The 20,293-nt window shown below is 63.4% G+C and carries 17 protein-coding genes; 10 read left to right on the plus strand and 7 right to left on the minus strand.

Annotated features, from left to right (window positions below; all coding sequences use genetic code 11):
• Nucleotides 1–7: 7 nt before the first annotated feature.
• Nucleotides 8–2,392 carry a transketolase gene (locus AB1A62_RS14705; RefSeq protein ID WP_366662205.1) on the plus strand — a complete coding sequence of 795 codons (2,385 nt, stop codon included), beginning with the start codon at nucleotides 8–10 and terminating at the stop codon, nucleotides 2,390–2,392.
• A 72-nt stretch (nucleotides 2,393–2,464) separates the two neighbouring features.
• Here AB1A62_RS14705 and AB1A62_RS14710 read toward each other — a convergent pair whose 3' ends face one another.
• A complete protein-coding gene (locus tag AB1A62_RS14710) occupies nucleotides 2,465–4,753 on the minus strand; it encodes an arginine/lysine/ornithine decarboxylase (protein WP_366662206.1) in 2,289 nt (762 codons plus the stop codon).
• A 174-nt stretch (nucleotides 4,754–4,927) separates the two neighbouring features.
• Between AB1A62_RS14710 and AB1A62_RS14715 the strand changes: the two genes are divergently transcribed.
• Nucleotides 4,928–5,380 (plus strand): MarR family transcriptional regulator, encoded by a 453-nt coding sequence (locus AB1A62_RS14715; RefSeq protein ID WP_366662207.1) that lies wholly within the window; start codon nucleotides 4,928–4,930, stop codon nucleotides 5,378–5,380.
• Between the two features lie 20 nt (nucleotides 5,381–5,400).
• Nucleotides 5,401–8,598: a reductive dehalogenase domain-containing protein gene (locus AB1A62_RS14720; RefSeq protein WP_366662208.1), complete on the plus strand. Its 3,198-nt coding sequence runs from the start codon at nucleotides 5,401–5,403 to the stop codon at nucleotides 8,596–8,598.
• An 8-nt stretch (nucleotides 8,599–8,606) separates the two neighbouring features.
• Here the strand turns inward: AB1A62_RS14720 and AB1A62_RS14725 are convergent, their stop codons facing one another.
• Both AB1A62_RS14725 and AB1A62_RS14730 read right to left on the minus strand, forming a co-directional pair.
• Nucleotides 8,607–8,999, minus strand: coding sequence for a hypothetical protein (locus AB1A62_RS14725; RefSeq protein ID WP_366662209.1), 393 nt, complete (start codon nucleotides 8,997–8,999; stop codon nucleotides 8,607–8,609).
• A gap of 52 nt (nucleotides 9,000–9,051) precedes the next feature.
• Nucleotides 9,052–10,518 carry a sulfatase-like hydrolase/transferase gene (locus tag AB1A62_RS14730; RefSeq protein WP_366662210.1) on the minus strand — a complete coding sequence of 489 codons (1,467 nt, stop codon included), beginning with the start codon at nucleotides 10,516–10,518 and terminating at the stop codon, nucleotides 9,052–9,054.
• A 192-nt stretch (nucleotides 10,519–10,710) separates the two neighbouring features.
• Between AB1A62_RS14730 and zigA the strand changes: the two genes are divergently transcribed.
• Together zigA and AB1A62_RS14740 are read left to right on the plus strand one after the other, a co-directional pair.
• A complete protein-coding gene (gene zigA / locus AB1A62_RS14735; protein ID WP_366662211.1) occupies nucleotides 10,711–11,913 on the plus strand; it encodes a zinc metallochaperone GTPase ZigA in 1,203 nt (400 codons plus the stop codon).
• Entirely contained in the window at nucleotides 11,906–12,175 is a 270-nt protein-coding gene (locus AB1A62_RS14740) for a DUF6525 family protein (protein WP_366662213.1), read from the plus strand. The genes zigA and AB1A62_RS14740 overlap by 8 nt, the downstream gene beginning before the upstream one ends.
• An 18-nt stretch (nucleotides 12,176–12,193) precedes the next feature.
• Here the strand turns inward: AB1A62_RS14740 and AB1A62_RS14745 are convergent, their stop codons facing one another.
• Entirely contained in the window at nucleotides 12,194–12,571 is a 378-nt protein-coding gene (locus AB1A62_RS14745; RefSeq protein WP_366662214.1) for a helix-turn-helix domain-containing protein, read from the minus strand.
• 124 nt (nucleotides 12,572–12,695) lie between these two features.
• Between AB1A62_RS14745 and AB1A62_RS14750 the strand changes: the two genes are divergently transcribed.
• The 3 genes from AB1A62_RS14750 to rpsA all read left to right on the plus strand — a co-directional run bounded on the left by AB1A62_RS14750 (nucleotide 12,696) and on the right by rpsA (nucleotide 16,018).
• Nucleotides 12,696–13,337: an NAD(P)H-dependent oxidoreductase gene (locus tag AB1A62_RS14750; RefSeq protein WP_366662215.1), complete on the plus strand. Its 642-nt coding sequence runs from the start codon at nucleotides 12,696–12,698 to the stop codon at nucleotides 13,335–13,337.
• Between the two features lie 202 nt (nucleotides 13,338–13,539).
• A complete protein-coding gene (locus AB1A62_RS14755) occupies nucleotides 13,540–14,028 on the plus strand; it encodes a hypothetical protein (protein ID WP_366662216.1) in 489 nt (162 codons plus the stop codon).
• Between the two features lie 310 nt (nucleotides 14,029–14,338).
• Nucleotides 14,339–16,018, plus strand: a complete 1,680-nt coding sequence (gene rpsA, locus AB1A62_RS14760) for a 30S ribosomal protein S1 (RefSeq protein WP_366662217.1) — start codon at nucleotides 14,339–14,341, stop codon at nucleotides 16,016–16,018.
• A 143-nt stretch (nucleotides 16,019–16,161) separates the two neighbouring features.
• Here the strand turns inward: rpsA and AB1A62_RS14765 are convergent, their stop codons facing one another.
• The 3 genes from AB1A62_RS14765 to AB1A62_RS14775 form a co-directional block, all read right to left on the minus strand.
• On the minus strand, nucleotides 16,162–17,010 hold the full coding sequence (locus tag AB1A62_RS14765) for a hypothetical protein (RefSeq protein ID WP_366662218.1): 849 nt from the start codon (nucleotides 17,008–17,010) through the stop codon (nucleotides 16,162–16,164).
• A 434-nt stretch (nucleotides 17,011–17,444) separates the two neighbouring features.
• The gene (locus tag AB1A62_RS14770; protein WP_366662219.1) at nucleotides 17,445–17,642 is read right to left on the minus strand and encodes a hypothetical protein; all 198 of its coding nucleotides are present in this window, start codon (nucleotides 17,640–17,642) and stop codon (nucleotides 17,445–17,447) included.
• Nucleotides 17,643–17,756: 114 nt separating this feature from the next.
• Nucleotides 17,757–19,121: an ammonium transporter gene (locus AB1A62_RS14775; RefSeq protein WP_366662220.1), complete on the minus strand. Its 1,365-nt coding sequence runs from the start codon at nucleotides 19,119–19,121 to the stop codon at nucleotides 17,757–17,759.
• Nucleotides 19,122–19,616: 495 nt separating this feature from the next.
• Here AB1A62_RS14775 and ihfB point away from each other — a divergent pair, with 495 nt between their 5' ends.
• The gene (ihfB, locus tag AB1A62_RS14780) at nucleotides 19,617–19,940 is read left to right on the plus strand and encodes an integration host factor subunit beta (protein ID WP_366662245.1); all 324 of its coding nucleotides are present in this window, start codon (nucleotides 19,617–19,619) and stop codon (nucleotides 19,938–19,940) included.
• Nucleotides 19,940–20,290, plus strand: coding sequence for a lipopolysaccharide assembly protein LapA domain-containing protein (locus AB1A62_RS14785; RefSeq protein WP_366662221.1), 351 nt, complete (start codon nucleotides 19,940–19,942; stop codon nucleotides 20,288–20,290). The genes ihfB and AB1A62_RS14785 overlap by 1 nt, the downstream gene beginning before the upstream one ends.
• Nucleotides 20,291–20,293: the final 3 nt, after the last annotated feature.

Raw genomic sequence — 20,293 nt, forward strand, 5'->3', positions numbered from 1 at the left:
GAGAGCCATGCGCCCCGATCTGACCCGCCTCAAGACCATCGAACAGCGGCTGTTGTGGCTGTCGCATTGGATGATCCACAACGCGAACCACATCCGCCCCAAGGCGGACGGGATCAAGATCGGGGGGCATCAGGCCTCTTCGGCGTCGATGGTGTCGATCATGACGGCACTCTATTTCTCGGCGCTGAAGCCTGGCGACCGGGTGGCGGTGAAACCGCATGCCTCGCCCGTCTTTCACGCGATGCAGTACCTGATGGGCAATCAGACCCGCGAGAAGATGGAGAATTTCCGCGGCTTCGGCGGGGTGCAAAGCTATCCCAGCCGCACCAAGGACGTGGATGACGTGGATTTCTCCACCGGCTCTGTCGGCCTGGGCGTCGGCATCACCGCGCTGGCCTCGATGGTGCAGGACTTCATCACAGCCAAGGACTGGGGCAAGGACGCCCGCGCCGGCCGCATGGTGGCGCTGGCAGGTGACGCGGAACTGGACGAGGGCAACATCTACGAGGTGCTGCAGGAAGGCTGGAAAAACGATCTGCGCAATTGCTGGTGGATCATCGACTATAACCGCCAGTCGCTGGACGGCATCGTCCGCGAAGGTCTGTTTGAGCGGATCGAGAAGATCTTTGACGCCTTCGGCTGGGACGTGGTGCGGGTGAAATACGGCGCCCTGCAGCGGGCCGCATTTGAGGAGCCGGGCGGCGAAGCTTTGCGCGCCTGGATCGACGCCTGCCCGAACCAGCAGTATTCCGCGCTCACCTACATGGGCGGCGCGGTCTGGCGGCAGCACCTGATGGACGACCTCGGCGACCAGGGCGACGTCAGCGCGCTGATTGAGAAGCGCAGCGATGATGAACTGGCCCAGTTGATGGAAAACCTCGGCGGCAACTGCGTCGAGACGATGGCGGATACGTTCGCCGCAATAGACCACGACCGCCCGGTCTGCTTCCTGGCTTATACGGTCAAGGGCTGGGGCACCCCGATTGCCGGCCACAAGGATAACCACGGCGGGCTGATGACCAAGGCACAGATGGCGGAGTGGCAGGCCCATATGGGTGTCGCCGCAGGAGAAGAATGGGAGCCCTTTGCCACCGTAACCGACCCTGCCGCGCTGCAAGATTTCCTGCGCCAGGTGCCTTTTTTTGCCGAAGGCCCGCGCCGCCATTTCGACGCGCCGCTGCCGGTGCCGGCGATTGCCATCGACAGCTCCCGCGAAATCTCGACCCAGATGGCGTTCGGCAAGATCCTCGACGATCTGTCCAAGGGCGGCAGCGAACTGGCGGCACGGATCCTCACCACCTCGCCCGATGTGACCGGCACCACCGGCTTGGGGCCGTGGGTCAACCGGCGCAAGCTGTTTGCCCGCGAGGTGCAGCAGGATGCCTTCATCGAACACCGCATTCCCTCCATCGCGAAATGGAACTTCGCTCCCGAAGGCCAGCACCTGGAACTGGGCATTGCCGAGATGAACTTGTTCCTGCTCTTGGGCGCCGCAGGCCTGTCGCATTCACTGTTCGGCAAGCGGCTGATCCCCATCGGAACGGTCTACGATCCCTTTGTCTGCCGCGGCCTCGATGCGCTGAACTATGCCTGCTACCAGGATGCACGGTTCATGATCGTCGGCACCCCGTCGGGTGTGACGCTGGCACCCGAAGGCGGCGCGCATCAGTCGATCGGCACGCCCCTCATCGGGATGTCTCAGGACGGGCTGGCGGCTTTCGAGCCGGCCTTCGCCGACGAGCTGGCGCTGATCATGGAATGGGCCTTTGACTACTTGCAGCGTGATGGCGAGGGCGACCCGGATGAGCGCACCTGGCTGCGTGATGAGACCGGCGGCTCGGTCTACCTGCGCCTCACCACCAGCCCGATGGAGCAACCGGGCAAGCGCGCCGATGAGGACTTCCGCCAGGGCGCCATCGACGGCGGTTACTGGCTGCGCAAGCCGGGGCCGAATTGCGATGTGGTGATCGCCTACCAGGGCGCGGTGGCGCCTGAGGCAATCAAGGCTGCGGGCATCATCGGCGAAAGCCGCCGCGACGTGGGGGTGCTGGCTGTGACCTCAGCCGACCGGCTGAACGCGGGCTGGACCGCGGCGCAGCGGGCGCGCTCGCGCGGCAATGCCGCCGCGCAATCCCATATCGAGACACTGATGACCGGCTTGCCGCCGCACTGCAAGATCATCACCGTGATTGACGGCCACCCGGCGACGCTTGCCTGGCTGGGCGGGGTTGCGGGCCACCAGACCGTGCCCTTGGGGGTAGAGCATTTCGGCCAGACCGGCACAATCGGCGATCTCTACCGCCACCACGGGCTGGACGCTGCCGCCATCGTGGCCAAGGTGAACGGGCTGACCGCCGGCAAACGCGTCAGCAACGCCGTGCCGGCCGGGTAATCACCCGGCAGAGCTTGCAAGATCAGATAGAAGTACAGAGGCGGCCGTGCGGAAACGCGGCCGCCTGCTGCATTATTCCGCCACGCAATCGGCGAAGTAATGGGTCAGCCCGTCGGGGCCGACCTCCTGCACCAGCCCGTGAATGTCGGTCTCGAACCCCGGGCACTCCCGCCCGAAGGCGCGATTGAACTTCAGGTATTCCACGATCTTCTTGTTGAACACCTCGCCCGGAATCAGCAGCGGAATGCCAGGCGGGTAGGGGGTCACCAGGCTGGTGGTGATGCGCCCCTCCAGCTCGTCAATCGGCACCCGCTGGGTGGTGCGCCGGGCGATATGGCTGAAGGCATCGCTTGGCTTCATCGCCGGGGTCAGGTCGCTCAGGTAGATCTCTGTCGACAGCCGCGCCACATTATTGCGGGCATAAAGCGCATGCACATGCTCGCACAGGTCGCGCAGGCCCATCTGCTCATACCGCGGCTGGCTGGCGCAAAACTCCGGCATTGCGCGCGGCACGGCCAAGTTGCGGGCAAAGTCGTCCTTGAACTGCTGCAGCGCGCTCAGCAGCGAATTCCAGCGGCCCTTGGTGATGCCGATGGTGAACATGATGAAGAAGGAATAGAGCCCGGTCTTTTCCACCACCACGCCGTGCTCGGCCAGGTATTTGGTCACGATCGAAGCCGGGATTCCCCAGTCCTCGAACCGGCCGTCCAGGTTGAGGCCCGGGGTGATGATGGTGGCCTTGATCGGGTCCAGCATGTTGAAGCCCGGCGCCATGTCGCCAAACCCGTGCCAGCTGTCTTCGCCGCCCGCCTCCACACCGTCGGCATCGGTCTTCTTCAGCACCCAGTCCCGGGTGCTGCCGATGCCTTCCTCGGCCAGATCCTCCGGCCCCCAGACCTGGAACCACCAGTCATCGGCGCCGTATTCCTCATCGACCTTGCGCATAGCGCGGCGGAAATCCAGCGCCTCCATGATGCTTTCCTCGACCAGCGCGGTGCCGCCCGGCGGCTCCATCATCGCCGCCGCCACATCGCAGCTGGCGATGATCGAATACTGCGGGCTGGTAGAGGTGTGCATCAGGTACGCCTCGTTGAACAGATGCCGGTCCAGCTTGGTCTCCTCGCTGTCCTGCACCAGCACATGGCTGGCCTGGCTGATGCCTGCCAGCAGCTTGTGGATCGACTGGGTGGCATAGGTCACCGAATGCTTGGTGCGCGCCCGCTTGCGGCCCATCGCGTGATAGCTGCCATAGAACGGGTGAAAGGCCGCATGCGGCAGCCAGGCCTCGTCGAAATGCAGGTTCTCGGTATAGCCGTCTAGCTGCCCCTTTATCACCTCGGTGTTATAGAGCACCCCGTCATAGGTGGACTGTGTGAGCGTCAGGATCCGCGGCTTCACCGCATCGGCATCGACATCCTCCAGCAGCGGATTGGCGCGGATCTTGGCCTTGATGCTGTCAATTTCGAACTCCGAATGCGGGATCGGGCCGATGATGCCCCAGTGGTTGCGGGTCGGCTTCAGGAAAACCGGGATGGCACCGGTCATGATGATCGAATGCAGGATCGACTTGTGGCAGTTTCGGTCCACCACCACCACGTCACCCGGCGCCACGGTGTGATGCCAAACCATCTTGTTGGAGGTCGAGGTGCCGTTGGTCACGAAATAGCAGTGATCGGCGTTGAAGATCCGTGCCGCATTGCGCTCTGACGCTCCGATCGCACCGTTATGGTCCAAGAGCTGCCCCAGCTCCTCCACCGCATTGCAGACGTCTGCGCGTAGCATGTTTTCGCCGTAGAACTGGTGGTACATCTGCCCGACCGGGCTTTTCAGGAACGCCACGCCGCCGGAATGCCCCGGGCAGTGCCAGGAGTAGGAGCCGTCCTCGGCATAATCCAACAGCTTCCTGAAAAACGGTGGCTGGATGCTTTCCAGGTAACTTTTCGCCTCGCGGATGATGTGGCGGGCGACAAACTCCGGCGTGTCCTCGAACATGTGTATGAAGCCGTGCAGCTCGCGCAGGATGTCATTGGGCAGGTGGCGGCTGGTCTTGGTCTCGCCGTAGATATAGATCGGCACATCGGCGTTCTTCCAGCGCACCTCCTCGATAAACGTGCGCAGGGCGACCACCGCCGGGTCAAGATCGGGGCCGGGGGTGAACTCCTCGTCGTCGATCGACAGCACAAAGGCGCTGGCGCGGGACTGCTGCTGCGCATATTGCGACAGGTCGCCATAGCCGGTGACGCCCTGCACTTCGAATCCTTCGTCTTCGATGGCCTGGGCCAGCGCCCGGATACCGGAGCCTGAGGAGTTTTCGGAGCGGAAATCTTCGTCAATGATGACAATGGGAAAGCGGAATTTCATGCTGTTCTCCTAGCGGGTGTCCAGCCCTGTTTTCGAGGATACAGGCTGCCCGCAATGATGCAACGCCCGCGGCAGGGCGCAGTTCGCGTTACGCCTATCCGTAAAGGCCGCCAAGAGGGCATGTGCAGAATCTGCTGGCTTTTGCGGGGCATATAGTTGACATTGTCAATTATCATGACTCAGCACCGCTTTCACCTGCACCAATCCCTTGGCTATCAGATCACCATGCTGGCGCGCGTGAACGAGCGCCGCTTCGAACAGCGCATCGCCGAATACGGGTTGAGCCGCGTCACCTGGTGCGTGCTGCTGGCGGCGGGGGAGGAAGGGCTGGCGACCCCGTCGGAGATCGCGGACTTCATCGGCATCGACCGCACCGCCATCTCCCGCGCCCTGCGGCAGATGGAGGCACGCGGCCTGATCACCCGCAGCAGCGGCAGCGGCGACGGCCGTTCGATCCGGGTCGAACTGGCCGCGCCGGGGCAGGCGGCGCTGCAGGCAGTGCTGCCCATCGCGCAGGAAAACGCCGCCTATTTTGAGGCCAAGCTGACCGGCGAAGAACTGGCAGAGCTGCGCCGGTCCATCGCCAAGCTGCTGCAGGGCGAGCCGCGCATCGTCGCCAAGCTGTAAATCACCGGGGGCCACACTTCATGGGCAAACTGTTTTCCTACCGCAACCGGCCTGTGCACCTGGGGCCCTATCCGATGGAGACGCTGGCGCGGCAGGCAGAGCCGGACGGGATGGCCGCGCTGCCGCCGCTGGCGCAGGTCAGCTTCCTGCGCCCCGACGCGCCGCTCTCCATCGTCAACGCGATGCGCGACTATCAGGCCATGCTGGACGCCACCCGCGAAGGGCTGGTGAAAAAGGAACGCGCAGAAATCCCTTCGGACCCGCAGGAGCGTACGGATCACCTGAAGGCCTTCGGCTACTTCTGCGACGCCTCGCTGGCGGGCGCCTGCGCGGTGCCGTCGGCTGCCTGGCTGGATGCGCCGCTGGTGAACCCGGATGTGGCGGCGCTGGCGGACACACTGCGCAGCAAGCAGACCAAGACCTTTGCCTCTGGCATCGACGTGGTGATGGCAAACTTGCGCGAGGCGATGCAGGCCCCGCCCGCGGACTGCCGCCACCACACGCACGCGCTGGTCTATGTCTACGAGTTCCCCCGCGACCCCCAAACCGGGGAAAGTGGCACCGATTGGCTGGCGGATGCACAGGATCAGCGCGCCTGCCTGCGGGCAGCGGAAACCGTGGTGACGCTGGCCAACTACATCCGTCTTCTGGGCTGGGAGGCGCGCGCCCACACCGGCGCCGCCACGGATGCGCATCTGGGCAAGCTGGCGGTGCAGGCAGGCCTTGCCACCTATGAGGACGGCGTGCTGACAAACCCCTTTCTTGGCGCCCGTTTCGGCATCGCCGCCGTGACCACCACGCTGGAACTGGCTGCCGACCTGCCGCTGGTGCCGGGGCAGGCGCTTGGCCTGAAATACCGTTTGGGCCTCGGCACCCACGCCAAAAGCGCCGCCACCCGCGACCCCTACGCCAAGCGCCGTTTCACGGACGGCCCGCACCCGTTTGAGACCCTGAAACGGGTTGCAGACCCCACCACCTATATCGACGAAGTGAACGTCGCCCGGGTGCCGAAACGCGCCGACATGTTCGCACGCTCCCTGTTCGGCGACCTTGGCAAAGGCCCGCAGGAAGCGGCGAAGAACGGCAACTATGTCCGCAAGTCCTCCTCCGCCTTTGCCTTCCGATCCTCGCTTGCGGCCTTCGTGCTGCTGCAGGACGGCGACCCTGCGCCGCAAGTTGACCCCAGCGCCGCGGATGCCGCCCGCAACGCCGCGAATATCAAGGCCGCGGCCTATTTCCTCGGCTGCGACGCGGTGGGCATCTCTCGCTGCCCGGATTGGGCTTACTATTCCCACGATGCGGCCGGCGAACCTCTGGCACCGTATCACGAAAACGCCATCAGCATAATCATCGACCAGGGCCATGAGACGATGGAGGGCGCCTCCGGCGACGACTGGATCGCCTGCGCCCAGTCGATGCGCGCCTACTTGCGGTTCTCGCTTCTGGGCGGGGTGATCGCGCAGCAGATCCGCAACCTCGGCTATACCGCCCGGGTGCATTCGGTGATGGACGGCGAGGTGCTGCAGCCGCCGCTGCTGCTGCTCTCCGGCCTCGGCGAGGTCTCCCGCATCGGCGAAGTGATCCTCAATCCCTTCCTCGGCCCCCGCCTGAAATCCGGTGCCGTGACCACCAACCTGCCAATGGCCCATGACAAGCCGGTCGACTTCGGCCTGCAGCGCTTCTGCGAGGCCTGCAACAAATGCGCCCGCGAATGCCCCTCCGGCGCCATCACCGCAGGCCCCAAGCTGATGTTCAACGGCTACGAGATCTGGAAATCCGACAGCCAGAAATGCACCACTTACCGGGTCACCGTGCCTGGAGGCGCGATGTGCGGGCGCTGCATGAAGACCTGCCCCTGGAACCTCGAAGGACTGTTTGCCGAGGCGCCGTTCCGCTGGGCCGCGATGAACCTGCCGGGCAGCGCGCCGCTGCTTGCAAAACTCGACGACGCGCTGGGCAATGGCGAGGTGAACGGCACTAAGAAATGGTGGTGGGACCTGGAGATGGTGGAGGAGGGGCCGTATGCCCCCTCCCAGCATCCTGTGAACGCCCGCAAGCTGTCCAAGGACCTGGACCTGAAGCTCGAAGACCAGACCCTGGCGGTCTACCCGGCGCCACTGGCACCGCCGCCCTATGCCTGGCCCGCGCCGATGGACCGCGAGGCCGGGATTGCCGCCTATCAGGCCATGATCCCGGCCGCCGAGCATAAGCGCCGCCGCGCCGCAGGCCTGCCGCCGGAGCATGTCTATTCAGCCGGTCAGGGCGACGCCCCGGTGATGCGGGTGCGTCTGTCGAAGGTTGAGCACATGACGGATGCGGTCACCAAGTTCGAGTTCTCCCTGCCGGATGGAGCCCTTCTGCCCCCGGCCTCTGCAGGCGCCCATATCGACGTGGTGGTGGCCCCGGAGTTTTTCCGCCAGTACTCGCTGTCCGGCGACCCGGCGGACCGCTCGAAATACCAGATCGCGGTGCTGCGCGAGGACGAAGGCCGCGGCGGTTCCAAGCTGCTGCACCGGATCTTCGAGGAAGGCCGGATGGTCTTCATCTCCAAGCCCATCAACCACTTCCCGCTGGTCGAGGATGCTGCCAAGTCCTACCTGATGGGCGGCGGCATCGGGGTGACGCCGATGATCGCCATGGCCCACCGTCTGCACGCGCTGGGCCGGGATTTCGAATTTCGCTACTCCTGTTCGAAAAGGACAAGCGCTGGGTTCCTGGAGGATCTCCGGAACGTTCCCTGGGTTGAAAAAGTGCATCTGCATTTCTCGGACCAGGGCACCCGCGCAGACCTGGACGAAGTACTGCAATACGCGCCGGGCAGCCATGTCTACACCTGCGGACCGGAGGCATACATGCAGGCCGTGCTTGAGGCAGCAGAAGCCAATGGCTTCCCGGAAGAGGCCCGCCGCATGGAATACTTCTCGGTTCCCGAACAGCCCGAATACGAAAACCACCCCTTCACCCTGAAGCTGGCGAAATCGGGTCGCGAGATCCTGGTGTCGGCGGAGAAAACCGCCACAGATGCGCTGGCCGAAAGCGGCATCCATGTGGACGTGAAATGCTCCGACGGCATCTGCGGCGTTTGCAAGTGCGGGCTGATCTCCGGCGACGCCGAGCACCGCGACTTCGTGCTCTCGAACAAGCAGCGCGAGGGTTCCATCATTCTTTGCCAGTCCCGTGCATCGGAACCGGAAGGTGTGCTGGAAATCGACCTCTAGGCGGCAGCTCAGAACGGCTGCCGCTCTCCCAGCAGATAGCGCGCCGCATCCGCGTAATCGAAAACCAGAGAGACCACGATCACCGTGCATACCGTCAGAATGATCCGCCGTGGCCAGACGGGCATATCCGGGCGCGCCTGCTGGCGCCACAGCCAGAAAACCAGCGGTGTCCAGAAAAGGATATGCGGCAGGCCCAGCAGCCGCACATAGCCGAGCTGCCCGTAGATCCAGTAGACCCCGCCAGCCGCCAGCACACTGGCCGCCACCGTTACCAGTCCCGCGATCCGGCTGGGCTTCCAGATCAGCAGTACCAGCGGCAGCACAAAGGCGCCCAGAAACAGGATGTTGACCCAGACCTGCGCCCACAGCGGCTGGGTTGCAATTGCCTCTTCCAGTGTCATGGCACGGCCTCCCGCCAGCGACCCTAGGCAAGGGCAGGGCAGGCGGCAAGAGCTACAACGGAGAGCCCTCGCGCATCTTGTCCTGCTCGTCCGGCGTCGGCGTGTGGTTGAACACGTAAGCCATTCGGCAGGCCTCTTCGCCGCCCAGTTCCGCAATCCTGCGGCGCTGATCGGCAAAAGCGCGGGCGTTCACTTCTTCGGGATCGCAGATCGCCCGCAGACGCCGCTCCCCCTCCGCCAGGGCTGCTTTGATCTGCGGGTCTTTCCCCCCGTCCATTGCCCGGTCCGCCTGCTCATGCGGATCACCCTCCAGGTCGAACAGCTGCGGCGGCATTCCGGCGTAGTGGACATATTTCCACCGCCCCCAGCGCACCATGAAGGCGCCGGTTCTGGAGCCGCCGTCGTGGTATTCGCTGAACCCGGTGCGGCTCTCGTCATAGGGGGCATCGGCAATCGCGCGCAGCGACACGCCCGGCAGCTCCGGATCCTCCGCCACGCCGCAAACCTCGCGCGCGGTGGCGGCGATGTCGGTCAGGCTGGTGCAGGTCGCCACCTTTTGCCCCGCCGGAATCCCCGGCCCGGCGGCGATCATCGGCACGCCTGCGGATTGCTCATACATCACCTGCTTGGTCCAGAACCCCTGATCCCCCATCATGTCGCCATGATCCGACACATAGAGGATCACCGTGTTCTCCAGCTGGCCGCTGGCCTCCAGCGCCCGGATCACCCGGCCTGCGCAATCATCCATAAAGGAGGTGAGCCCGTAATAGGCCGCCTTGGCCGCGCGCATCTTCTGCTCGTCGAAGTAATCATCGTAGTTGAAGAAACCCGCGATGTTGCGCAGCTCCTCATGCTCCGGCAGCCCTTCGCGATAGCCCACGGGCAGGTCCATTTCTGCCGGGTCGTACAGGCTGTACCATTCCTCTGGACAGGTGAGGGGGTAATGCGGGCTGACCAGCGAGACAAAGGCCGCCCAAGGCTGCTGCTGCCGCTTGGGATCCGCCAGCCAGGCCTCTGCCGCATCGGTGATGGCGAGATCATAGTCGGTATAGGTGCTGGTTCCAGGGCCGACATCCCCGGCCAGCTCCGCTGCCGAGTCATAGGGCGGCGGGTTTTCCCGCAGCAGGCCAATCGCCCAGCCGACGCCGCCGACCACATGCATCGGCAGGATTTCCTCGGAAAACCCGTTGTCATCTTCTGCGGAGCGGAAATGCAGCTTGCCGATCGAGACCACCTCGCGGCCGGCCTCCCTCAGCTGATGCATCCAGCTGCGCGGGGTTCCGGCGTAGGGTGTCGCGCTGTCCCAGTGGCCGGTCCTGTGCACCCAGTCGCCGGTGGCCAGCGCCGCGCGGGTCGGCACGCACATGGGGGAGGGCGTATAGGCCGCGGTGAACATCGTGCCGCGCACCGCCAATGCATCCAGGTTCGGGGTCTTCACGATGGGATGGCCCGCGCAGCCCATCGCATCCTTGCGGTGCTCATCCGAGATGATGACCAGGAAATTCGGCGGTTGGGTCATGCTGTCCTCCCCTTTTGGTTTGGTCCCAGACTGGCGGCAAAACACGGCGCCTGAATGCCCGTTTGCGGCATCCGGACGGCAGAATGCCCCTTTGCGCTCCGGCCGCTCTGCTGCTTCCAGGGTTGCGGGCTGCGGAACAGGCTGCTATCTCCGCTCCGTTAATTGTTATGATATAACATAAGGGATTCGCGCATGACAGACAGCAGGCTGCCGGTAACCGTGCTCTCGGGCTTCCTCGGAGCGGGCAAGACCACGCTTTTGAACCACGTCCTGAACAACCGCGCGGGCCGCCGGGTTGCGGTGATCGTCAACGACATGAGCGAAGTGAACATCGACGCCGATCTGGTGCGCGGCGAAGCGGAACTGTCGCGGCAGGATGAAAAGCTGGTGGAAATGACCAACGGCTGCATCTGCTGCACCCTGCGCGACGACTTGCTGCAGGAGGTGCGCCGTCTCGCGGGCGAGGGGCGGTTCGACTATCTGCTGATCGAAAGCACCGGCATTGCCGAGCCGCTGCCGGTGGCCGCAACTTTCGATTTCCGGGATGAGCAGGGCGCAAGCCTGTCGGACGTCGCCCGCCTCGACACCATGGTGACCGTGGTGGATGCGGTGAACCTGCTGAAGGACTTCTCCAGCCATGATTTCCTCAGCGACCGCGGCGAAAGCCTGGGCGAGGAGGACGACCGCACCCTGGTCAATCTGCTGACCGACCAGATCGAATTTTCCAACGTCATCATCCTGAACAAGGTGACTGAGGCGGGGCCGGCCCAGACCGAAGCGGCGATGCTGGTGATCAAGGCGCTGAACCCGGATGCGGAAGTGATCCAGACCGACTTCTCCGAAGTTGACGGAGACCGCATCTTCGACACCGGGCGCTTCGACTTTGACAAGGCCCACGAGCACCCCCTCTGGGCCAAGGAGCTCTATGGGTTTGAGCACCATGTGCCGGAAACCGAGGAATACGGCATCTCCTCCTTTGTCTACCGCGCCAAACGCCCCTTTGATCCTGCCAAGATCCATGCGCTGCTGAATGGCGACCTGCCCGGCGTGATCCGCGCCAAGGGTCATTTCTGGCTGGCCACCCGCCCGGAATGGGCCGCTGAATTCTCGCTGGCCGGCGCCATCTCCTCGGTCCGCCCGTTGGGCCTGTGGTGGGCGGCGGTGCCAACGGAACGCTGGCCCACGCACCCCGAGGCCCGGCGCGAATTCCTGCAGAACTGGGACGAGACCTGGGGCGACCGGCGCCAGGAACTGGTGTTCATCGGTGCAGGCCTCGACAAGGAAGCCACCACCGCCCGCCTTGATGCCTGCCTGATGCCGGAAACGGCAAATGGATTCGATCCGGCCTGGGCCTCCCTGGAGGACCCCTTCCCAAGCTGGCGCCGCAATGGCTGACCGCAGGGCGCGCCGCAACCTGAACTCCCGCCTGAAACGGCGGCGCAGGGCAGGGGATCCGATGCAGGCCTATGACGCGCTGCCGCCGGGGCTGCGGCAGTGGCTGGCCTCCGCCTGCCTGCCCTGGAGCCCGGCCTCGGCGCTCAAGATCTGGACCAGGGCGGGCGGCAGCCGCGACCCCGCTGCCGCGGCCGCCCGGCTGGATGCCGCTGAACAGGCGATGCTGAAACGGGACGTCCGCGTCTGGGCGTTCCGGGACTAGCCGCCGCGGCCCGCCGTATCAGGCGGTTTTCTTCTCCGCCTCCGCGGCGGCATCATATTCCGCCCGTGCCGCGTCGATCACCGGCAGATGCTCCAGCGCCCACAGCCCCAGCGCCTTGACCGGTTCGCGGAACGATTCCCCCAGCGGCGTCAGCGCGTATTCCACTTTGGGCGGGATTGTCGGGTGATAGGTGCGGCTCACCAGCCCGTCGCGCTCCAGCTCGCGCAGGGTAAGGCTCAGCATCCGCTGGGAAATCCCCAGATGCCGCTTCAGCTCATTGAAGCGCAGCACGCCGTATTGCGCCAATGAGATCACGATCAGCACGCTCCAGCGGTCGCCGACCCGCGACAGCACCTCATTGATGCGCCCGCATTCCGGGCATTGCGCCTCTGCCATGGTGGTTCCTTCCGTGTAACCGGGGCTCAGAAATGTGCCTTCTTGCGCCCTTTCCGGTACCTCTTATATAGCCGGTTACAAATTTATACCACCCTTCACACGAGGCCGCGAAAGGACCGGACACATGAGCAAGAGCTCCCTGATCGAGAAGCTGAACTGGCGCTACGCCACCAAGAAGATGGACCCCGCCAAGGCGGTCCCACAGGAAAAGGTCGACGAAATCATCGAGGCGATCCGCATGGCGCCGACCTCCTCCGGCACCCAGCCGTTTGAGGTCTTCGTGATCACCAACCCGGAAATCCGCGCGCAGATCCGTCCGCACGCCTGGGACCAGGCCCAGATCACCGACGGCTCGCATCTCATCGTCTTTGCCGCCTGGGACAATTACTCCGAGGACCGGATCGACGCCGTCACCCGCCAGATGACCGAAGAGCGCGGCGAGATCCCGATGCTGAACCAGTATTACGACAATCTTAAGGCGACCTACCTGCCGCGCGAGGAGCGCACCAACCACGACCACGCCGCCCGCCAGGCCTACATCGCACTGGGCTTTGCGCTGGCCGCCGCGGCTGAGCTGGAAGTGGACAGCACCCCGATGGAGGGCTTCACGCCCGAAAAGATCGACGAAATTCTTGGCCTCAAGGACAAGGGTCTGCGCTCCGTCGTCCTGCTGCCGCTCGGCTACCGCGCTGAAGAGGGCGACTGGCTGCTGCCGATGAAGAAAGTGCGCAAATCCCGCGACACCATCGTGACCGAAATCGCCTGATATTTCTGACCCCGGCGGCAGGCGGCCCGTTACGCGGCCTGCCGCCGGCTTTCCGTTTTACCGGCAGAAAATTCCCCCGCGGAAACCTTTAATACACTGTTTTTGCGCTACATTGGAAAGGCAGCACTGTTTTCGCCGGGCAAATGCAGTCTGGTGCCAGTGCCGCTCGCTGTGATTGTGCCACGGGGAGGGTGTTGTTTATATGTTTACTGCCGACTTTTCCGTGGGTGACTTGGATCCGGCGCTGAAATCCCTTTTCTTTCTGTGGAAAAGCGCGTCCGGGGCGGATGCGTTCCCGCGGCTTTCCAAATTGGGCCTGCCCTATCCCGCCACGATGCCGAATATCCTGTCGGTCTTTGAAATCGAACGGACCCAGGCCGGGGAGGCCTGCGATTTCAAGGCCCTCTATGTGCGCAACAAGATCATCAACACGCTGAGCAGCAAGTTCGCCGGCACCCGGCTTACGGAACATCCCGGCTTCGGCCCCGGCTCCATGATGTGGAGCTGCTTTGCCGAACTGGCCGCCAACCCCCGCCCGCTGCTGATCTCGCTGCCCTATGTCGGCCCGCTGCCGGAGTACCGGAGCACCACCGAAGTCTACCTGCCGCTGCGCGGGGAGGGCACGACGGCCGACTATGTCCTGGTGGGTGTCGTCCTGCTGGAACAGGAGTACCGCTCCAAGGCACCCTGACCCCGGCAGGGCAGGCGCGCCGGGCTGGCCGCCAGGGCAAACCGGCATGTGCAGCCGCCCAAATGCGTCTTACCCTTGCCCCGCAGGGCTTTTCCCTTGCGCGCATCCGGGAATCCGCCTATATCGCGCGCTGTCAGAACATGGGCGGCGAACGTCCGGGCGGCATATCTGAGCAGGGCTGAGGAACACCTCGGCCCTTTGTGTTTGTTTGATCAGATATGCGCCGGGCCACGATCTGGACTGGCTTAACCAAGACCGGCGGAGACAACCGCATGGCCAGAAACACTTAGTAAAGGAAACCTGAGACCTCATGGCTCAAAACGCATCGATGGAGGAATTCGAAGCCCTCCTGAACGAAAGCTTCGAAATGGACACCCCGGACGAAGGTTCGGTTGTCAAAGGCAAAGTGCTGGCAATCGAAGCCGGCCAGGCCATTATCGACGTCGGCTACAAAATGGAAGGCCGCGTTGATCTGAAAGAATTCGCAAACCCCGGCGAAGCGGCTGAAATCGCAGTCGGCGACGAAGTGGAAGTCTTCCTGCGCGCCGCTGAAAACGCCCGTGGCGAAGCTGTCATCTCCCGCGAGATGGCCCGCCGCGAAGAAGCCTGGGACCGCCTGGAAAAAGCCTACGCAGACGATCAGCGCGTCGAAGGCGCGATCTTCGGCCGCGTCAAAGGCGGCTTCACCGTCGACCTGGGCGGCGCTGTTGCCTTCCTGCCCGGCTCGCAGGTTGACGTGCGCCCCGTGCGCGACGCCGGCCCGCTGATGGGTCTGAAGCAGCCGTTCCAGATCCTGAAGATGGACCGCCGCCGCGGCAACATCGTTGTCTCCCGCCGCGCGATCCTCGAAGAGTCCCGCGCCGAGCAGCGCGCCGAAGTCATCGGCAACCTGTCCGAAGGCCAGGCAGTCGACGGTGTCGTCAAGAACATCACCGAATACGGTGCGTTTGTTGACCTGGGCGGCGTTGACGGCCTGCTGCACGTCACCGACATGGCATGGCGCCGTGTGAACCACCCCTCCGAGATCCTGTCGATCGGCGAAACCGTCAAGGTTCAGGTCATCAAGATCAACAAAGAGACCCACCGCATCTCCCTGGGCATGAAGCAGCTGCAGGAAGATCCGTGGGATCTGGTTGGCGCCAAGTACCCGCTGTCCTCCGTGCACAAGGGCCGCGTCACCAACATCACCGATTACGGTGCATTTGTTGAGCTGGAGCCGGGCGTCGAAGGTCTGGTTCACGTCTCCGAAATGTCCTGGACCAAGAAAAACGTCCACCCGGGCAAAATCGTCTCCACTTCCCAGGAAGTCGACGTCATGGTTCTGGAAATCGACGGTGCCAAGCGCCGCGTGTCCCTGGGCCTCAAGCAGACCATGCGCAACCCGTGGGAAGTCTTTGCTGAGACCCACCCGGAAGGCACCCAGGTCGAAGGCGAAGTCAAGAACATCACCGAATTCGGTCTGTTCATCGGCCTCGACGGCGACATCGACGGCATGGTTCACCTGTCCGACCTGTCCTGGGACGAGCGCGGCGAAGATGCGATCCAGAACTACCGCAAAGGCGACGTGGTTCAGGCCGTTGTCTCCGAAGTGGACGTCGAGAAAGAGCGTATCTCGCTGTCGATCAAAGCCCTGGGCGGCGACAAGTTCGCCGAAGCCGTGGGCGGCGTGAAGCGCGGCTCCGTGATCACCGTGGAAGTGACCGCGATCGAAGACGGCGGCATCGAAGTGGAATACGAAGGCATGAAGTCCTTCATCCGCCGCTCCGACCTGTCCCGCGACCGTGCCGACCAGCGCCCCGAGCGTTTCTCGGTTGGCGACAAGGTCGACGTGCGCGTCACCAACGTCGACTCCAAGACCCGCCGCCTGGGCCTGTCCATCAAGGCGCGCGAGATCGCGGAAGAGAAAGAAGCAGTGGAACAGTATGGCTCCTCGGACTCCGGCGCATCGCTGGGCGACATCCTGGGCGCCGCACTGAAGTCGGGCGACTGATAAGTCCCCGGCCTCACGGCTCGAAAACGGAAAGCCCCGCAGGCAACTGCGGGGCTTTTTGTTTGTCTGGAGGGGAAATCCCCGGGGGATCCGGTGAGGTGCAGGGCGGCGCGCGCCGCCGCGCCTGAGCCGCAGAAACCGGCCTATTTCGGGGGTGCCATCCCGGTGCTGACAAACACTGCGTTTTCGATTTTTTCTTCGATGTTCTCTTCGATCGTCTCGTTGCAATCCTCGCCGCCGAAGAGCCTTGCGGCATTGTGCGAGAACTCCTCAAGGCCCGCCGGCGCGCTGACGGCCGACGCATTCACCAGCATTTCCTGTGTGCGGCTGCTGATCTCGCACACTGCCATTCTGGCCAGTGAAAGCTCTGTTTCCAGGCCTGAGTAATCATCGCGCAGGGCAACCAGTTTCTGTTTGGCCTCGTCGCGCTCGATCTGGGCCAGTTCGAGCCTGGTGCGCAGGTCGTCCTCCAGCGCATCAAACAATACGGCGCGCTGTTCAAAATCGGGCAAGCCCCAAGAGGCGGCCTCGGCGAAACCCATGAAGGATGCTGCGATCTCCGCGGTGATGTCGGTGCAGGAATCGGTCACCGGCTCTATGCCGTTGAAGCCGGAGTATTTCCATTTCCGCGGGGCTTCGCGCCACAGGAATTCGGATTGGGGAATCGAAATGCCGTTGATGCTGCGGTCGCGGGTCACGGCGATCAAGCTGTCGCTGTACTGGACGCTGGCATCCGGAAATTGGGGCGATTTCAATTCCTGATCAATTGCCCAGACAAAAGACAAGAAGCCAACCTTTTCGCACATCATTGCGCGGGCGCCTTCTTCGAATGCGTTTGCAACCTGAACGCCGGGCATCTCCGGCTCTATGTATTCCTCACCATTTGCGGTGCTGCCGATGGCGGCAATCGCAGCTAAAAGCGCTAGCTTCGCCGGAGCAAGCGGCCTTTCATTTCCGTGAAATCCGAAAGGTGAAGCCTCTTGTTTGGTCATGCTGCCTCCAGCCCTCAAGATATTGATTACCTGTGTGGTTCAGCCTTCAACATGTTGGGGTTGTAGCCAAGTTTTTGGAAGTTTCGGACGTTGTTTGCGAGTCAGTGACACATTCTTGCCATAGTCCCTGCAGACGGTTTGGCGGAGAAATCCAGGCTCAAATCCGGGGGAAATCTGCCTGAAATTCTGCCGTTCAGCCCTAAAAAATAACAAAACCGGGCGAAACTCCAAATTGCCGGGAAACGGCAATTGCATTTTGACCCGCAATGCGCGTGTCAATTGCCAGCGGTTGGCAGCCGCCGCAGAGCCTGGCCGGCATTCGCCGACAGTCTCACCTTGTGCCGCGCAGTGCTGTGCCCGTTTGTCCCAGCCCGGCCGCGGCATGGCCCAAGTAAAATATCTGACCGGAGAACTGGCGGACCCGTTCCGGCCGCCTAGTTCGGCCGAACCGCCACCAGCACGACGCCCAGTTCCTCTTCCAGCTCCTGCAGCTTCTTCAGCTGATCCTCGGGCAGGGCGGCGGTATCCGCTTCGACACCGGCCAGTGCCACCACCGGGCTGCCGATGTCCTTTTCGAGGCTCTTGATCGCGTCCAGTTTATCAGCCTCAAGGGTGGCAAGCGGGTACAGCATGGTCGTCTCCTCTATGTTGATGAGGTCAACTATAGCCGATTCTCGGGATTTCAGGCCTGCGGACACGAAAAAAGGCCCCGGCGGTTGCCGGGGCCTTTCGCATCATGTGCGGGATCAGGCGGCGTGCTGGGTGCTGTCCGCGTGGGTTACAACATCCGGCTCCAGGTCCCAGTTCTTGCCGTCCAGCCCGTCGATCTGATCGTCCTCGGAGACTTTCAGGCCGACCGTCCGCTCCAGGATGAAGGCCAGGATCAGCGCCGTGACCACTCCGGTGCCGATGCAGGCGGCAGTGCCCACCAGCTGCATCACCAGCGAGATTTCACCGTGCTGGAACGCATAGGCGCCTTCCTCGATCCCGAAGTAGCCGCCGCGCGGGGTGCCGGCCTTGAACAGGCCCAGCAGCACCATGCCCAGGGTGCCGCAGCCCAGGAACAGCGGGAACAGCTTGTGCTCGTCGATGCCGCGCTTCAGGGTGAACTCATAGACCGCATAGGCTGCAAACGGCGCCACCAGGCCGACGATGAAGGCCTGCCAGGGCAGGTAGACATCAAAGCCGGATGCGCCTGCGACATAGCCCGCCAGCGGCCCCAGCAGGGTATAGGCGTATTTGCCGGTGGCATAGGCGATCAGCAGTCCGGTGATGGCGCCGCCTGCCCAGACCATGGCGTAGTTGTTGATGGCGATGCCGACGCTGGTGTCGGCCATGGTGACGCTGACCGCCAGCGCCTCGGGGTCAAAGAAGAACAGGCAGGACAGGATCACCATCGGCAGGCCGGCAAAGATCAGCAGCAGGCCCGGCGCGCACAGGCCGATGCTCGGCGCCAGATAGGCCGAGATCCGCGGATGCGGCGCCATCATGCCGGGGCGGGCGCCCAGCTTGGGGGTGAACACCAGCGCCATGCCTGCCGGGAACAGGTAGACAAAACCGACGCCGAAGAAGTCGTGGAAACCGGCATTGGTCAGCGGCCCGACAGAGCCCCAGGTCGCCCAGCTCAGCGCGGAGGACACCACAGCAGCCACGATGCAGGTGATGAAATAGGCCGAGGCCTTCATCCGCTCCGACACCGCGAAGTGCAGCAGGATGTTGATGATGCCCGCAAACACCGCCAGGAAGAAGATGAAGATCTGGAAGGTGTTCAGCCCCGGGAAGGTCGCCGGGTCGGTATGATGCGCCAGGGCGTTTGTCATGGCGCCGCCCAGCCACCAGTCCTTGATTGAATCCATCATGGTCGCGCCTTCCATGATGTAATACTGCCCAGCCCACAGGCCGAAACCGATGACGTAATAAGTGGCAAAGCCGAGGAAGAACCCCAGCGTCTTCTCGATGGTCGAGTTGAACAGGTTCCGCCGCCGCGCGGTGCCCGCGTCGATCAGCAGCAGGCCGACGACGACCAGGATGGCCCCGACGATACCCGATGCATACAGTATGTTCTGCACCAGGGAATTCAGGGTGACTTGCTGTACATGTATCGTGCTCATGTCCAATGGCATTATTAGTTCTCTCCAAGTTGGTTTGCCGTCCTGCCGGTTGTTTGCCACCAGCTTTGACAGGCCGGCGCCCGTTGCCGCCAAAGAGCGGGCGCGCCGGTTCGATTGGGACCAGATCCGGTCAGCTCTTCTGACGCGGCTGGTTACCGGAAGGATGAGCGATGCGGGGCGCTTTACAATAAAAAAGTTTTACTTTGCGGAAATATAGTTTCATATGCGGCATCTGCCCGCCCGGCATGCCGCATCCGGCGCGCCCGGCCTCGTGAGATGCCGGTTTCAGGGCACTGAAGGCAGCAGGCCGCGGCCGCCGCGAATCAAGCGGGGCCTGGCCGGCGCACCGGCGCCGATGCCGCGCTGCGGCGGCGCCTTGCCGCCCTGGATTGGGCCCTTGCAGCCTGAAAAGGTGGTGAAGAGCCGCCGATTTGGCCGTCAAACCTGCGGCATTTTGTTCCCCCGCGCGCGAATTTTTCCTATACTCTCAGAATAATAGCCAGAACATACCGGCATCCTGGGAGGAAAAAGAACATGATCCGCTCTGAGTTGATTCAGAAGATTGCAGACGAAAACCCGCACCTGTATCAGCGGGATGTAGAGAGGATCGTGAACACGGTGTTCGAGGAAGTGACCGATGCCATGGCGCGCGGCGACCGGGTCGAACTGCGCGGCTTCGGCGCCTTTTCGGTCAAAAAGCGGGACGCGCGCGTCGGCCGCAATCCCCGCACCGGCGAGACGGTCAATGTCGAGGAAAAACATGTGCCGTTCTTCAAGACGGGTAAACTCTTGAGGGACCGCCTGAACGGGAAAGCCTGATGCGTTACATTCGCTACGCGGTTCTTGGGGCACTGGCCGTTGTGCTGGTGTCCGTCTGTCTGGCCAACAGCACGGTGGTTGAGCTGAAACTGATGCCTGCGGCATTGGCGGAGCTGTTCGGCTTCAACTACAGCATCTCGCTGCCGCTCTTTGTGGTGGTGCTGGGCGGGGTTGGCGCTGGGCTGGTGATCGGCTTCCTGTGGGAATGGCTGCGCGAGCACAAGCACCGCAGCGAGGCCGCCCAGAAGGCCCGCGAGGCGCGCAAGCTGAACCGCGAGGTGACCCGCCTCAAGAAGCAGAAGAACGAAGGCAAGGACGAGGTCCTGGCGCTTCTCGAAGACGCGAACTGAGCC

It is taken from the genome of Leisingera sp. JC11 (assembly GCF_040704725.1).
GTDB lineage: Bacteria > Pseudomonadota > Alphaproteobacteria > Rhodobacterales > Rhodobacteraceae > Leisingera.

Bases quoted from the DNA above. Each gene is read 5' to 3' on its own strand.
- AB1A62_RS14705 (WP_366662205.1), top strand. From the start codon at position 8: ATGCGCCCCGATCTGACCCGCCTCAAGACCATCGAACAGCGGCTGTTG.
- AB1A62_RS14710 (WP_366662206.1), bottom strand. From the start codon at position 4,753: ATGAAATTCCGCTTTCCCATTGTCATCATTGACGAAGATTTCCGCTCC.
- AB1A62_RS14715 (WP_366662207.1), top strand. From the start codon at position 4,928: ATGACTCAGCACCGCTTTCACCTGCACCAATCCCTTGGCTATCAGATC.
- AB1A62_RS14720 (WP_366662208.1), top strand. From the start codon at position 5,401: ATGGGCAAACTGTTTTCCTACCGCAACCGGCCTGTGCACCTGGGGCCC.
- AB1A62_RS14725 (WP_366662209.1), bottom strand. From the start codon at position 8,999: ATGACACTGGAAGAGGCAATTGCAACCCAGCCGCTGTGGGCGCAGGTC.
- AB1A62_RS14730 (WP_366662210.1), bottom strand. From the start codon at position 10,518: ATGACCCAACCGCCGAATTTCCTGGTCATCATCTCGGATGAGCACCGC.
- zigA (WP_366662211.1), top strand. From the start codon at position 10,711: ATGACAGACAGCAGGCTGCCGGTAACCGTGCTCTCGGGCTTCCTCGGA.
- AB1A62_RS14740 (WP_366662213.1), top strand. From the start codon at position 11,906: ATGGCTGACCGCAGGGCGCGCCGCAACCTGAACTCCCGCCTGAAACGG.
- AB1A62_RS14745 (WP_366662214.1), bottom strand. From the start codon at position 12,571: ATGGCAGAGGCGCAATGCCCGGAATGCGGGCGCATCAATGAGGTGCTG.
- AB1A62_RS14750 (WP_366662215.1), top strand. From the start codon at position 12,696: ATGAGCAAGAGCTCCCTGATCGAGAAGCTGAACTGGCGCTACGCCACC.
- AB1A62_RS14755 (WP_366662216.1), top strand. From the start codon at position 13,540: ATGTTTACTGCCGACTTTTCCGTGGGTGACTTGGATCCGGCGCTGAAA.
- rpsA (WP_366662217.1), top strand. From the start codon at position 14,339: ATGGCTCAAAACGCATCGATGGAGGAATTCGAAGCCCTCCTGAACGAA.
- AB1A62_RS14765 (WP_366662218.1), bottom strand. From the start codon at position 17,010: ATGACCAAACAAGAGGCTTCACCTTTCGGATTTCACGGAAATGAAAGG.
- AB1A62_RS14770 (WP_366662219.1), bottom strand. From the start codon at position 17,642: ATGCTGTACCCGCTTGCCACCCTTGAGGCTGATAAACTGGACGCGATC.
- AB1A62_RS14775 (WP_366662220.1), bottom strand. From the start codon at position 19,121: ATGAGCACGATACATGTACAGCAAGTCACCCTGAATTCCCTGGTGCAG.
- AB1A62_RS14785 (WP_366662221.1), top strand. From the start codon at position 19,940: ATGCGTTACATTCGCTACGCGGTTCTTGGGGCACTGGCCGTTGTGCTG.